The sequence below is a fragment of the Pseudoalteromonas sp. NZS11 genome, assembly GCF_015864765.1.
Lineage (GTDB): Bacteria > Pseudomonadota > Gammaproteobacteria > Enterobacterales > Alteromonadaceae > Pseudoalteromonas > Pseudoalteromonas arctica.
Window position 1 is genome coordinate 73034 of the sequence record NZ_JADYWP010000003.1, and the last position, 14936, is coordinate 87969.

Annotated in this window: 11 protein-coding genes and 2 tRNA genes; 8 read left to right on the forward strand and 5 right to left on the reverse strand. The window is 39.1% G+C overall.

Annotated features, from left to right (window positions below):
- Positions 1–81: 81 nt before the first annotated feature.
- The 4 genes from I6E82_RS07475 to I6E82_RS07490 all read left to right on the forward strand — a co-directional run bounded on the left by I6E82_RS07475 (position 82) and on the right by I6E82_RS07490 (position 6035).
- Positions 82–1113, forward strand: coding sequence for an isoaspartyl peptidase/L-asparaginase family protein (locus tag I6E82_RS07475; protein WP_197117379.1), 1032 nt, complete (start codon positions 82–84; stop codon positions 1111–1113).
- A 272-nt stretch (positions 1114–1385) separates the two neighbouring features.
- Positions 1386–5273, forward strand: coding sequence for an ATP-dependent RNA helicase HrpA (hrpA, locus tag I6E82_RS07480; RefSeq protein WP_197117381.1), 3888 nt, complete (start codon positions 1386–1388; stop codon positions 5271–5273).
- Between the two features lie 75 nt (positions 5274–5348).
- Entirely contained in the window at positions 5349–5729 is a 381-nt protein-coding gene (locus tag I6E82_RS07485) for a response regulator (RefSeq protein WP_007581064.1), read from the forward strand.
- A 9-nt stretch (positions 5730–5738) separates the two neighbouring features.
- The gene (locus I6E82_RS07490; RefSeq protein WP_007581065.1) at positions 5739–6035 is read left to right on the forward strand and encodes a PilZ domain-containing protein; all 297 of its coding nucleotides are present in this window, start codon (positions 5739–5741) and stop codon (positions 6033–6035) included.
- A 30-nt stretch (positions 6036–6065) separates the two neighbouring features.
- On the opposite strand, the gene I6E82_RS07495 is transcribed toward I6E82_RS07490, so the two are convergent.
- Positions 6066–7256: a class I SAM-dependent methyltransferase gene (locus tag I6E82_RS07495; RefSeq protein ID WP_121954326.1), complete on the reverse strand. Its 1191-nt coding sequence runs from the start codon at positions 7254–7256 to the stop codon at positions 6066–6068.
- Between the two features lie 64 nt (positions 7257–7320).
- Between I6E82_RS07495 and I6E82_RS07500 the strand changes: the two genes are divergently transcribed.
- Together I6E82_RS07500 and I6E82_RS07505 are read left to right on the forward strand one after the other, a co-directional pair.
- Positions 7321–8052 (forward strand): HD domain-containing protein, encoded by a 732-nt coding sequence (locus tag I6E82_RS07500; RefSeq protein ID WP_231616902.1) that lies wholly within the window; start codon positions 7321–7323, stop codon positions 8050–8052.
- A gap of 1 nt (position 8053) precedes the next feature.
- A complete protein-coding gene (locus tag I6E82_RS07505) occupies positions 8054–8494 on the forward strand; it encodes a VOC family protein (protein ID WP_197117385.1) in 441 nt (146 codons plus the stop codon).
- Here the strand turns inward: I6E82_RS07505 and I6E82_RS07510 are convergent.
- Entirely contained in the window at positions 8491–9483 is a 993-nt protein-coding gene (locus I6E82_RS07510; protein ID WP_101163310.1) for a response regulator, read from the reverse strand. The two genes, I6E82_RS07505 and I6E82_RS07510, sit on opposite strands and share 4 nt — an antisense overlap.
- A 3-nt stretch (positions 9484–9486) precedes the next feature.
- Entirely contained in the window at positions 9487–12819 is a 3333-nt protein-coding gene (locus tag I6E82_RS07515; RefSeq protein WP_197117388.1) for an MHYT domain-containing protein, read from the reverse strand.
- 343 nt (positions 12820–13162) lie between these two features.
- Between I6E82_RS07515 and I6E82_RS07520 the strand changes: the two genes are divergently transcribed.
- On the forward strand, positions 13163–13795 hold the full coding sequence (locus I6E82_RS07520) for a M48 family metallopeptidase (protein WP_442960252.1): 633 nt from the start codon (positions 13163–13165) through the stop codon (positions 13793–13795).
- 125 nt (positions 13796–13920) lie between these two features.
- On the opposite strand, the gene I6E82_RS07525 is transcribed toward I6E82_RS07520, so the two are convergent.
- Both I6E82_RS07525 and I6E82_RS07530 read right to left on the reverse strand, forming a co-directional pair.
- A tRNA-Tyr gene (locus tag I6E82_RS07525) sits at positions 13921–14005 on the reverse strand.
- A 49-nt stretch (positions 14006–14054) separates the two neighbouring features.
- Positions 14055–14139, reverse strand: a tRNA-Tyr gene (locus I6E82_RS07530).
- 112 nt (positions 14140–14251) lie between these two features.
- Here I6E82_RS07530 and I6E82_RS07535 point away from each other — a divergent pair.
- Positions 14252–14779, forward strand: coding sequence for a VC2046/SO_2500 family protein (locus I6E82_RS07535; RefSeq protein ID WP_007583698.1), 528 nt, complete (start codon positions 14252–14254; stop codon positions 14777–14779).
- Positions 14780–14936: the final 157 nt, after the last annotated feature.

Below are 14936 nucleotides of genomic sequence, written 5' to 3' on the forward strand. Positions count from 1 at the left end.
ATGCCATTAAACTCACTTTAGTTGAAATTAAGCCCGCAACCATTCACATTAGTTTATAACTTTTCCATAAAAGAACTCATTATGAAAACACCCTTATTAGCAATTTTTGCGAGCAGCCTTTTTGCTTTAAGTAATAGCGTATTCGCTGCAGAGACTCCTTTTGCCATTGCGATTCATGGTGGGGCAGGGACAATAGAAAAAGCACGGTTTACACCCGCTCAAGAAAAGCAGTACCGCGCTAAATTAACAGAGGCCGTAGAGACAGGCTATAAAGTATTACACCAAGGCGGTGAAAGTTTAGATGCGGTAACTGCGGCAATTACAGTATTAGAGCAATCGCCTTATTTTAATGCAGGGCGTGGAGCGGTATACACTTACGATGGCGGGCATGAGCTTGATGCATCCATAATGGATGGTCGAAACCGTGAAGCAGGCGCAGTTGCGGGTGTAAAGCATATTGAGAGCCCGATTAAATTAGCGCGTTTGGTCATGGATAACTCTGTACACGTAATGCTTAGTGGGCAAGGCGCTGAGGAGTTTGCTAAAGAGCAAGGTGTTGAACTTGCCGAAAATAACTTATTTGATACCGAGCCTCGTTACAAAGCGCTTTTAAAAGCAAAACAAAAATTAGATAAAGCCAAAGCAACCAGTAAAGAGTACCAAGCTGCGCACAAAGCATTGCCTAACTCTTACAAAATGGGCACGGTTGGCGCAGTGGCGCTTGATAAAAACGGTAATTTAGCGGCAGGTACATCTACAGGTGGTATGACGGCAAAACGTTATGGCCGTGTAGGTGACGCGCCGGTAATTGGTGCTGGGACATTTGCTGAAAACGAATCGTGCGCAGTATCGGCAACAGGGCACGGTGAATACTTTATTCGCTATAACGTAGCGAGCGATATATGTGCGCGCGTTAAGTATCAAGGTAAAACCATAGCTGAAGCTGGAGATGAAGTTATAAACGGTGTGCTTAAGCCAATTGGTGGCACTGGCGGCGTTATTATTATTGATACTAAGGGGAATATTAGCTTGCCGTTTAATACCTCTGGCATGTATCGGGCAAGTAAATCGAATACGCAAGCGACCTACGTGGGCATTTTTAACGACGAATAAGCCAAAGCAATTTAATTAACCCCAACTCTGGTTAAGGGATTTACTAAAGTATTGAACCACAATGATATTTTAATTCATTTATTGCTAGCCAGTTATTTTCAGTGCAGTTAGCGCTGAAAATAACTGCTTGAGATAGATTTATTATTCGCAGTTTAGGTGAATCGCAGCGTTTATATAACAAACAACCCCGTGTTATGCATTTTGTAGGATTAACCCCGGCCGTTTAATTTGATACAATTATGGCTCTTTAACTAATTTTATAAGGTATGCGGGTGGTAAACCTAGGTCAGTTGTTTGGCGAGCTAAAAACGTGCTTGAAAAAAGATCAATTCATTTTCAAAAAACGCTTACATGGCGTAAAAAAAATAACGGATGAAAACAAGCATGCCAACGCGCTTGAAAAAATAGCGGCTGATATAACCCGTAGCCAAGAATTACGTGATAAACGCTTAGCGGGCCTTCCTAAAGTGACTTACCCTGAGCAATTGCCAGTAAGTCAAAAAAAGGAAACAATTAAAGACGCCATTGCAAATAACCAAGTGGTTATTATTGCAGGTGAGACGGGCTCAGGTAAAACAACTCAAATACCTAAAATGTGTTTAGAGCTTGGCCGTGGTGTTGATGGCTTAATAGGCCATACTCAACCACGCCGATTAGCAGCGCGAACGGTGGCTAACCGTATTGCTGAAGAAATAAAGTGCGAACTTGGTCAGCAAGTCGGTTTTAAAATTCGTTTTAGCGATCAGGTTTCTAATAATACGTACGTTAAACTCATGACTGACGGTATTTTACTGGCAGAAATTCAGCAAGATCGATTTTTAAACCAATACGACACCATAATTATAGATGAAGCGCACGAGCGTAGCTTAAACATCGACTTTATTTTAGGTTACTTAAAAAACCTACTTCCAAAACGTCCCGATTTAAAAATAATAATTACGTCTGCAACCATCGATCCTGAGCGCTTTTCAAAGCATTTTGATGATGCGCCCATTATAGAAGTATCGGGTCGTACTTTCCCTGTTGATGTGCGTTACAACCCAACGGCCGATATTAATAAAGAAGATATGGAAGCCGAGGGCGATCAGCTACAAGGTATTTTTGATGCTGTTGACGAACTGTGCGCGGAAGGTCCTGGCGACATACTGATATTTTTAAACGGTGAGCGTGAAATACGCGATACCGCTGATGCACTTAGCAAGCGTAATTTAAAACACACTGATGTATTACCACTTTACTCGCGCTTATCTAACGCAGAGCAAAACCGTATATTTGCGCCACATTCTCGTCGTCATATTATTTTATCGACCAACGTAGCCGAAACGTCACTAACTGTGCCGGGTATTCGTTATGTCATAGATCCAGGTACTGCGCGTATAAGCCGCTACAGTTATCGTACAAAAGTTCAGCGCCTGCCAATAGAACCTATATCGCAAGCAAGTGCTAATCAGCGTATGGGTCGTTGTGGACGTGTTGAAGCGGGTATTTGTATACGCTTGTACTCTGAGGATGATTTTTTATCTCGCCCAGAGTTTACCGACCCTGAAATACTGCGTACTAATCTTGCCTCAGTTATTTTGCAAATGTTGGCACTCGGGCTTGGTGATATGGCGCAATTTCCGTTTGTGCAAGCACCAGATAGCCGTAATATAAGTGATGGTTTATCGTTATTAGAAGAACTACAAGCAGTAAAACCAGACAAACGGGATAGTAAAACGAGTTTAACCGCTTCAGGTAGAGAGCTCAGCCGATTACCGGTTGACCCTCGTTTAGCTAAAATGGTGCTCACAGCTCACAAACTTGGCGCATTGCGTGAAGTGATTGTTATTGTGGCGGCGTTGTCGATTCAAGATCCACGCGAACGCCCGCAAGAAAAACGTGCTGCAGCTAACGAAAAACACGGTCGCTTTGACGACCCAGATTCAGACTTTATCGCTTTTTTGAACTTATGGAATTACTTAGAAGAGCAGCAAAGCGAGCTGACTAACGGCCAGTTTAGAAAGCTGTGTCAAAAAGATTTCCTAGCCTATATGCGCCTGCGTGAGTGGCAAGATATTGTTTATCAAATAAGTACTGTGTGTAACGAAATGGGCATGAAAGCAACCAGCCAAGCGGCTGATGGCGAACTTGTTCATAAAGCGTTACTAAGCGGAATGCTGAGCCATATTGGCTTTAAAGATGAGAAGCAAATATACAAAGGCGCACGTAATAGTCAGTTTCATATTTTTCCGGGTTCAGGTTTATTTAAAAAGAGTCCTAAATGGATCATGTCAGCGGAGCTGGTAGAAACCAGTAAATTATATGCCCGCACAAATGCAAAAATAGACATTAACTGGGTAGAACCATTAGCGCAGCATTTAGTAAAACGTAGCTACACAGAGCCACACTGGGAGAAAAAACCAGGTGCGGTAATCGCGTTTGAGCAGCAAACTTTGTACGGCTTACTTGTTGTAAATAAACGCCGCTGTGTTTATAGCAATATTGACCCTAAAGTGAGCCGAGAGCTTTTTGTACGCACTGCATTAGTTGAGCAAGAGCTGGGCTTAAACGAGGGCTTTTTAGCGTTTAACAGTGAGCTTATTGAAGATATTCAAGTACTGGAAAATAAGTCTCGTCGTCGTGATATTTTAGTTGATGAGCAAACGTTATTTGAGTTTTACGATAAAAAAATACCCAAAGAAATTAATAACCGCGCTGCATTTTTAAAATGGTATAAAACACAAAAACAACAAAATAAACATTACTTACACATGACCCGTGAAGAGCTAATGCAGCATGGTGCAAGTAATATCACTGAGTTTGACTACCCTGACACATGGCAGCAAGACAATATTATATTACCGCTTGCTTATCATTTTGACCCAGGACAAGCGGTTGATGGTGTTGCGGTGCAAATACCGGTAGCACTTTTAAATCAAGTACAAGAGAGTGGTTTTGACTGGCATATACCTGCATTTAGACATGAGCTAATAAGTGGGCTTATAAAGTCATTGCCTAAATCGCTTCGCCGTAATTTTGTGCCAGCACCAAATTACGCAGATGCAGTACTTGCAGCTATTGAGCCAATGCAAGGTAGCTTAATTGATGCTTTAGCTACGCGCTTATTAAGAATGACAGGTGTGAGAGTTGATGCAGAAGCGTGGGATTTAACCGCGCTTGCACCGCATTTACGATTGCAGTTTGAAGTACGTGATGAACACGATAAGTTACTTGCTCGTGGACTTGATTTAGCCAAACTTAAAGCAGAGCTGCAAGGTGAAGTAACCGAAACACTGTCTAAAGTAGCCGATAAAGGCATTGAAAAATCAGACCTAACACAATGGGACTTTGGTGAGCTGCCAGCGTCATATGTTAAAAAACAAGGTCAATACGAAATAAAAGCATACCCTGCGCTGGTGGATAAAAAATCAGCCGCTGCAGTGGAGCTTTTTGATAGTGAAGCAAAAGCGCAGCAAGCGCATCAACAAGGTTTGCGCCGTTTAGTACTGTTAAATGTGCCGTCGCCAATTAAGTACTTACAACAAAACTTACCGAATAAGGCAAAGCTGGGTTTGTACTTTAATCCATTTGGTAAAATAGCTGATTTAATTGATGACTGTATCGCCGCAGGTGTTGATAGTTTATTAGTGAAACATGGCGATATACGCGATGAAAAAGCATTTGAAACAGTAAAAGAGCAAATACGAGGTGAGCTCGGTGATGCCGTTGTATCGATTGCAACGCAAGTTGAGCAAGTATTAAGTATTGCGCACGCACTGCATAAAAAAATGAAAGGGCGCGTTGATTTAACCATGATCACCGCGCATGGCGATATAAAATCACAGCTTGAGTCACTTATATTTAAAGGTTTTGTGAGCGCGCATGGCGCAGATAAAATAACGGATTTAATTCGTTATTTAAAAGCGATTCAAAAACGTTTAGAAAAGCTGCCTGTGGATCCAAATCGTGATAGGTTATGCGTATTAGAGCTCGATAAAGTTGCTCAAGAGTACAAAAAAGTAGTTAATAAAACGCCTAAAGGCTTGCCTATTCCACAAGAAGTAACCGCTATTTTTTGGATGCAACAAGAGCTTAGAGTGTCGCTATTTGCTCAAACGCTTGGAACTCCTTACCCAATTTCGGCTAAGCGAGTACTTAATGCGATAAAAGAGATAGAATAAAACTTGCATTTTCTATTAAGCTTAGTACCTTAATAGGAGGATTTATTTTTGTTTTGAAAAGGAAGTGACATAGTTATGTCCTCATCGATTGAACATAAAACAAAGCGACTTTTAGTGGTAGACGACGAGTATTTTAATTTTGAAATGCTCAAAGCAGCACTCGCGTCGAAATTTGATGTTAGTTATGCAGATTCAGGGCAAAGCTGTCTTGCATCGGCAATTGCGAGTCCGCCAGATATAATTTTGCTTGATGTTTGTATGCCTGGTCTTGATGGTTATGATACATGCCGAATGCTAAAACACACACCTGAAACAAAAAATATTCCTGTTGTTATGGTATCGGGCCTAGAGTCTCCATCTGAAAAACAAGCAGGGTTTGACGCTGGTTGTAACGCATATGTTGTAAAGCCATTTTCAGTGGGTGCTTTGTTGGAAGAAATTAACACGGTTTTTTAGAGGTAACGTATGTTTACTGATGATAAGCGAAATTTTAGACGCATGCAGATCAATACACCTGCAAATTTAACAACGATAGAACCAATAGCGGGTTTAAGTTTTGCCGCAGAGTGCGTGGATTTAAGTGCAACAGGTTTATCAATTCATTTAGATGAATTACTTGAACCTAATACATTACTGACGGTGAACATTGATTCGACTCACCCAAGTATTGCGCCTTTAAATGCAACAGCAAAAGTAATACGTGCCAGCAAAGAAGATGATGGCACGGTAACAGCAGGTCTTGAAATAATTCAGTTTAACTAACTTGAATCCAGTTAAACTCAATAGTAGATATTAAAAAACCTTACAGATTAAGCCTTTTAAATAAAAGCCTTCAGGGTAGCTGCCAGCAATTGGGTGATCAGCTGCCTGGTTTAATCGCTCCATTATAAGTAGGTCTTTACCTGCATCAAGTGCTGCATCGGCTACTACTTTTTGAAATAAGTTTTGTTCCATTAAACCAGAGCATGAGAACGTTAGTAATGTTCCACCTGGTTTTAGTATTTGCATGGCAATCATATTGATATCTTTATAACCACGACACGCACCGGTTAGCTGCGCTTTATTATCAGCAAACTTTGGTGGGTCCATTACGATGGTATCAAACTGTCTGCCTTCGTCGCGGTATTGGCGTAGTAACTTAAATACATCCTGCTTAACAAAACTTACTTTATTTAAATCTAAGTTATTATGCTCAACATTACGTTTTGCTGTATCTAAAGCGGGTTGAGATACGTCTACGTTAGTTACATGCTCACATCCACCACGCAGGGCGTACAACGAAAATGTACCTGTATAACTAAAACAGTTAAGTACCGTTTTATCCTTTGAAAAACGCTCAAGTGCGGCGCGGCTATCGCGTTGATCTAAATAAAAGCCCGTTTTATGTCCATCAATTATATCGACTTCAATTTTAAAACCGTTTTCCTCAATAAGTACCGGCTGTGTTGGTTCATTACCCCAAAGAGCGCCTTTTATTGGCTCTAAGCCTTCTTTAGTGCGTACTTCTACGTCTGAGCGCTCGTATATGCTAGAACCTGGGAAAATAGACATCAACGCGCCAACAATCTCGCCTTTATGACGCTCGGCACCCGCACTTAGTAACTGACACACTAATACATTATCAAACTTATCGATTGTAACGCCTGGTAAGTAATCAGACTCCGCAGCACATAATCGAAACCCTGTTAATCCGCCTTCTTCTATTACTTGGCTACGTGCTTCTAATGAGCGACGTAAACGGCGTTCAAAAAAGTTTTGATCGATTACTTCTTTTTCGTCAAAGCTCCAAACACGTGCGCGAATTTGTGAGTGAGGGCTGTAAGCAGCAGTTGCTAAAAACTTACCTTCGCTATCGTGAATCGTTACTGTGTCGCCTAATCCAGGTTTACCTTTAATTTTTTTGATGGCTTTTGAAAATAACCAAGGGTGTTTTCTTTTTAATGATTTATCGCGACCAGCTTGTAGGTAAACGGCAGATGACATAAGGCTTCTCAGTAGTAATAAATAAGCGCTGTATTTTAGTCAAGCAAGGAGCAACATACAATGAATGTTTTGCAAGGTGGGCATAAAGCACGGTAAAGTACGGATAATTTATCGATTCATTAGCTTTTGGAACCTAATAGTGCCTGACGCCGTTTTAAGCCCCGATTTAAAAATACTTAATTCACAATGTAGAGAGTTTATAGCCTCTTTAGTGCATGCCGATGTAGCTCACGATATTACCCATATAGAACGAGTGGTGCGCGTTGCAATACAGCTATGTAATGCGGAGCAGGCAAACATGTCAGTTGTATTACCTGCAGCGTGGATGCATGACTGTGTGGCGGTGGCTAAAAATCATCCTGATCGTGCAAAAGCCTCTACTATGGCAGCCGATAAGGCATTGGAATTTTTAAAATCTATTAATTATGACGAGTCACTTTTTGATGAGATTCATCATGCCATTGCCGCTCATAGTTTCAGCGCAAATATAAAAATTAAAACAGTTGAAGCGCAAATAGTACAAGATGCTGACAGAATGGATGCATTGGGCGCTATTGGAGTGAGTCGATGCATGAAAGTAGGCGGATCAATTTCTCGGTTATTGTATAACCCAGAAGACCCTTTTTGTATTGAACGCGAGGCTGATGATAAAACATACACGCTTGATCACTTTTTTATAAAGTTATTACATATTGCCGATAGTATGAATACGCTATCTGCTAAAGCAGAAGCGAATAGACGTACAAGGTATATGCATGACTTTTTAGAGCAATTAAAGTCAGAAATAGGTGAGTAACGTGAATAATACAAGCATACCTAAATTATCTGGGATTGATCATTGCCATTTAAATGTTGATAACTTGGTTGATGCCGTTAAGTGGTATGAGCGTGTTTTAGGTTTTAGTGTAGTACCCGAGCTTGCCTTTTGGGATGAGGACGGACGCGGCCCTTTAACACTTGAAGATACTAGTTCAACAACTCGTTTAGCACTTTTTGAAGGTGAGGGGCGTAGTAAAGGGATTGCATTTTTGGCCTCAGGGGATCAATTTATTCAATGGCGTAATCATCTTGAGGGTTTAAACATAAAAGTAGTTTTAGCAGATCATGGTGTAACGTTTTCTATGTACTTTAAAGATGAAAGCGGTAATAGCCATGAAATTACCTCACATGACTATGGTTATATAAAGTCTTACTATCCAAATGTTGAGCTTGGCTCTCACAGCGCTAAAAAGAATTAGCTTTCTTGATTTGAATTTTTTATAGCAAGAATATCGTCTAATTTTTTCACAAATAGTTCGATTAGAGCGGGATCAAAATGAGCTCCTGCTTGCTCTTGCATATGTAAAACTGTTTTCTCTACACTCCATGCCTCTTTATAAGGGCGTTTTGAAGTCAGAGCATCAAAAACGTCAGCAACGGCAACAATTCTACCTTCAATTGATATTTCTTCGCCTTTGATCCCGTTAGGATAGCCTGAACCATCCCATTTTTCGTGGTGTTCAATAGCAAGTTTATGAGCGAGTTGTAATAATGGCGATGAAGAATTTGCTAATATTTGTGCACCAATTATGGCGTGTTTCTTCATATGCTCAAACTCTTCAAAAGTTAACTTTCCTGGCTTGAGTAAGATAGCATCAGGGATACCTATTTTCCCAACATCGTGCATTGGGGCGGCTTGGCGTAAAAGCTCTGCACTTTGCTCATCCATACCTAGCGCTAATGCTAATACTTTGCTGTATTGGCTCATACGCACTATATGTTCGCCAGTGTCAGTATCTTTATATTCAGCAGCACGGCCTAGGCGTTGTACTAAATCTACATGTGCTTGTTTTAATTGCTCAGCTTGCACTAGCGATAAGTGAGTTTTAACTCTAGCTCTTACAATAGCAGGGCTTATTGGCTTAGTAATATAATCTACGGCACCAAGTTCAAAACCTTTAAATTCATCATTTTCGTCCCCCAAAGCTGTCACAAAAATAATGGGGATATGAGACGTTTTAGGATTGTTTTTTACCCGCTGGCAGACTTCAAACCCATTCATATCTGGCATCATTATGTCTAGCAAAATTAGCTTTGGTAGTTCTTTTTCAAGTAGTGCCAATGCGGCATCACCCGATTTAGCAAACGACATACGATATTGATTACCTAACACTTCGCGCATTACTTTTAGATTTGCAGGCTCATCGTCAACAATTAATACTCGTGGCCTATCTGTTGTAAAATCCATTAATTAATACTCATTGTTTGTTAGTTTTTCAAGTAAGGTTTCTAGTATTACGTGTGCTTTATCAAAATCAAATTCATCAAAGGCCTCGGCTATATCATCAACTTCATTTTTATAGATTGAAGGTATGCCGCGTTGCAGTTTTGCTAGTAGCTCATCATTTAATTCTGCATTTTGTGCATCTTGATTAAGCGTCTTACACAGTGACTTAATTTCATCAATTGATAGCATGTCAGAACTATTATCTTCAGGCTTACTACTTGGCTTATCGCAAGTATTAGATGACAGCAGTTGTGAGATGACAAGTAGCTCGTTTTTTATATCGTCTAAAGTACTAATAACTTTAGCGTCACTTTGTTTTTGCTCTAAATCGGTTAATAACTTCATTAATGTTATTAGGCCTAAGTTACCAGCAACACCTTTAAGTGTGTGAATGGTGCTATCGACATCTTTTATGTTTGATAATTTATCACTGAATAATGTTTCGAACCGTTTATTACTGTCACTAATAAATTTAGTAATCTCTGTAAGTTGCTTACATTTAGAACCCCAAAGGGCTAACCCTTTTTCAAAATCTATATGCTGCGCTTTAGGATCGCTTTGCGATATAACCATTTCTTTTGCAATACCAAGACCAAGCACTTGTGCTATTTCTTGGTTTAGCTGATTTATATCGACGGGTTTATTTGCAAAGCCATTCATGCCTGCTTTTTTAGCCGTAAGCTTATCTTGTTGTAATACACTGGCTGTGAGCGCGATAATTGGCGTGTATTTAATTTGTCTTTGATTTTCTATTGCTCTTATTTTTTGTGTTGCCTCTATGCCATCACACAATGGCATATGTATATCCATTAAAATGACATCAAAGTCTTGTTCTTCAAATACTTTAATCGCTTCAAGTCCGTTAGATGCCTTGGTAACTGCATGCTGATCGCGTGACAGGAGTAAAGAAAGTAGTTCTGTATTTTGCTCGATATCGTCAACTACTAACACCCTAAGTGCAGGCAGTTGTGTGTGTAGACCATCAAAATGATCTATTTTAGTTTCGTCACCTAAAGTAAGCGGCAATGAAAAGTAAAAGCAGGTGCCTTTACCTAGTTCACTTACTAAGTTTATTGTTCCGCCCATAAGCTCTACAAGTTGTTTGCTTATGGTAGTACCAAGACCTGTACCACCAAAACGGCGAGTAGTAGTACCATCGGCTTGTTCGAAAGGTTGAAACACTGCTTGAATACGATCTTTTGCAATACCAATACCGGTATCTTGCACTTCAAAAAACAGATGCTGATTTTGTGTTATAGCAACAGTTACGGTAACAGAGCCTTTTTCGGTAAACTTAATAGCATTACCAATTAAATTAGTAAGTACTTGCCTGAGTCGATCTGGGTCACCGTAATAAGTAGCACTTACTGATTCTTTAATATGAAGTTTAAGTTCTAAATCTTTCTTTTTAGCTTCTAACCAAAAAGTAGAAATAATACTGTCTATTACTGGCTTTAAACTAAAGTGTATTGGCTCAATAGTGAGCTTACCGCGCTCTAGTTTTGCGGAATCGAGAATTTCATTTAATAATCTAAGTAATGAACGCGCTGCATTATTTACGGTCACTAAATGTTTTTGTTGTTCTTGATCAAGTGGGGTGTCCATTAACAAGTCACTAAAACCTATTATAGAATTCATAGGTGTACGTATTTCATGGCTCATATTAGCCATAAAAGATTGCTTTGCATAAGCAGCTTCTTCAGCTTTAAATTTAGCTTGCTCTAGTTTTTCTTCATATTCTTTGCGTTCTGTAATATCAACTAAAACACCATCAATCCACTTTGCTTGGCCTTGGGTATCAAAGTCGATGCTGCCTTTATCTAAAAGCCATAAGATTTTACCGCTTCTGTGGCGAATTCTGTATTCGATTGAATACTGACGTTTTTCTTCTACGGCTTTTGTGACGGCGTCTACAATAGGTTGCTGGTCTGATTTTAAAACTAGATCGTTAAATTCAATGCAATGTTCAGTAAATTCATTAGGGTTATAACCCGTTAACTCGTTGATGCTCGGGCTGATAAAAAGCATGGTCCAGTTATCATCAAATTTACACCTAAAAGCCACACCTGGCATGTTATCCATTAAAGAGCGATACTTTTGCTCTTTTTCTTCAAGGCTTTTTTGTAAAGCTCGTTGCTCTGATAAGTCTGTTATGAAGCCTACGTATAGAGGATTTTGCCCTGGCTGATTAACTTCACCGACGCCTAATCGAATTGGAAATAAGTGGCCGTTTTTGTGTTTAGCAAAAATTTCACGGTTAACACCAATTACTTTACCTAAATCAACATTTTTAGCATGTAAAAGATAGCTGTCGTGATGCATCGCGATAGCATCATCCATTAGCATTTTAATATTATGATTTTGTACTTCATTTTCATGCCAACCAAAAATTTTGCTAGCTGACTCATTAAAGCTCAAAATAATGCCGGTGTGATCTATTGTCACGATTCCATCAATGGCTGTGCCTAAAATTGCGTTTAAGCGAGACTCGTCGGCTGACTTTTCTTCAAGTAACATTTTATATCTGACCATGCCATTAAGTACCGCTACTACGCTTGTAATGGCAATCGTTGCAGTTGCAACCGCGATGGCTACAAAAGTGAGCCCAGCAGAAGCATTTGCGTCGTCATATAAAAGAGGAGATGTTGCAACAAAGCGTGTAGATGCCATGCCCATATAATGCATAGCAGCAACAGCAAAGCCTAATATTATAGCGCTGATGGCTCTATTTTGTAGGTATGATAGTTTTGGAAAAAATTTTTCAAGATTAAAGCGGCTATATAACGCTATAAACGAAAGAGCGACGGCAACTAAAATTGAAAGACCAAAGGTCAGTGGGTCATAGCGCAACATTGGGGAAAGCTCCATTGCAGCCATACCGCTGTAATGCATTGTACCAATACCAGCCCCTAGTAAGATCGAGCAAATGCTGAGCACTCTAAAGTTTCCATCACTATTTACAAGTATTGATACCGCATACTGACATGCTAATAAAGCAGGAAGAAAAGAGAGTAGTGTGATTGTTGGATCGTAGCTTATATTAGTACATAGCGAAAAAGCTAACATACCTATAAAGTGCATACTCCAAATACCAGAAGAAAATACAGTTGCTGCGGTTATATTTGCTAAACGTTGATAACGAGGGAATTTAGTCTCTTTTGCTAAATCAATGAGCTTAGTAGTAAAAAAAGCAGCAAAAATGGCTATTAATACAGACATTGAGACTAGAAGAGGGTCGTAAACCCCATTAAGTATTAGGCTTGGATCTTGGTCTGTAATGAAGAAAGCTGATAGCATAACGGCTCGAAATATAATCTTTATTTTACAAGTTTAATCTAATTTACTAATAAATGAACCGTTATTTCTAATCGCGCTATAAAGTGACGAATTTTAACCAAGTTTATTTATTTTTTGTTATTGAAGTAAATAAAATATTTTAACTTTCAATTCAAATAAAACAGACGGATCAATCTATAGCTTATTATAATAAAGTGGATTAGGAGTTAGGTGCGACTGTATGCCTAAGAGTTTAAAATTGATGGTAATATGGATTATATAAACGGATGCTATATTTAGAGTTTAAGTCGTGTTTGAATATCAACTAAAAAAGAGTACTAGACGCAAAACAGTCGCAATAAAAGTGCATAGTCAAAAGGTAACTGTGTATGCGCCACATTTTGTCGCAAAAAAACACATTGATACTTGGTTATTTGACAAACAAGAGTGGGTTGCAGAACAATTAAAAAAACAATCGTCAATTGATGACACTAAGCAGTACCCCTTTGAATCTAAAAAAATCAGTGTTTTTTCAGAAACTATTTATTTGAAACTGGACTCAGGCCAAGATTCCAAAGTAACCCCGTATGATGACCACTTACTTATTACAATATCTCCTCGAGTTAAAAACACTTATCAAAAGTATCGACAGCTATTAGAGACTTATTTAAAAGAGCAGCTTATTGCATACATAGAGATGCGTTTAGCGTATTTCTGTACTCAAATGGGTGAAGAGTTGCCAAATGATTTAAAAATAGGTGTTTATAAACGAAAGTGGGGGAGTTGTAATAGCAAGCGAGAACTCACTTTTAATTTACATCTTATAGGTGCTCCTTACCACGCTATAGATTATGTGATTGTTCATGAGCTTGCCCACTTAAAGTATTTAAATCATAGCAAAGCTTTTTGGCAGCGAGTAGAGGCGTTTTTCCCCGATTACAAAACATCATCTAATTGGTTAAAACAAAATGGTATGAGTTTACAGTGGGTGTTTTGATGTTACTGAATATAGGAATATAGGAATATAGGAATATAGGAATATAGGAATATAGGAATATAGGAATATAGGAATATAGGAATATAGGAATATAGGAATATAGGAATATAGGAATAGTAGAGAAGTGGTGGAGGGAGCTGGATTCGAACCAGCGAAGGCTGAGCCGTCAGATTTACAGTCTGATCCCTTTGGCCGCTCGGGAACCCCTCCACACTAATTTTATTGCATTTGGCCCCACTTAACTTAGCGGTAAGAAAAGTGGTGGAGGGAGCTGGATTCGAACCAGCGAAGGCTGAGCCGTCAGATTTACAGTCTGATCCCTTTGGCCGCTCGGGAACCCCTCCAATGCAACGGCGCTGATAATAGCAAATTGCGTATTTAAGTAAAGAAAAAAGCTAAAGAAAATTGAAATAAAGCCGATAAATATCTATCAGTTACCACAATCGGCTAAAGACTATGCAAATAGATGATTTGTTAATCACAGAGAGTCAGTTAAACAGTAGACTCAATAATAGTGTGCATGAAAATCGCCGTGGCGAATTTGCACTATTATTAGCGATGCTGTCACATGACGCACTCGACTTTAGTCAATTTCATTTACCAAAAACTGAAATAGATAATTTAGTTATAGAAGAAGAGGCGTTAAGAAAGCAATTTGGCGCAGGTCCAAAGCAACTTTTAGCTCCTGATGAATATAATATGTTGGTTGGACAATTTAATGCATCATTAATATCTCAAGAAGGAGCGCGCTGTGGTATGACAAGTATTAAGTTAAGACAATGCTTAAGCCCTGAACCACTTGCGATTAGAAATGATGATAAGCATATTCCACTTAATATAATAGATAACTGTGAGCTTGCCGTCAGAAGAAGAATTAAAAGCGAACAAACCCAACTAGCCAATCCCCCTATAGATGCAGCTGCTTTTTACGACAGCCTTAATAATGATGCAATACATCAACCACTTCAGCTCATTGCGGTGTGATATATGATTGTAATAATCACCAGTTAATATATGCTTTATAACGGGTCTGCTTTATATATTTGCTAATAATTGATTTAATGAAAAAAAAGCATCCAAAAATTAAATGCAATTGCTATAATGGCGTCAAATGGTATGACATGAAATGCCATTATCATTA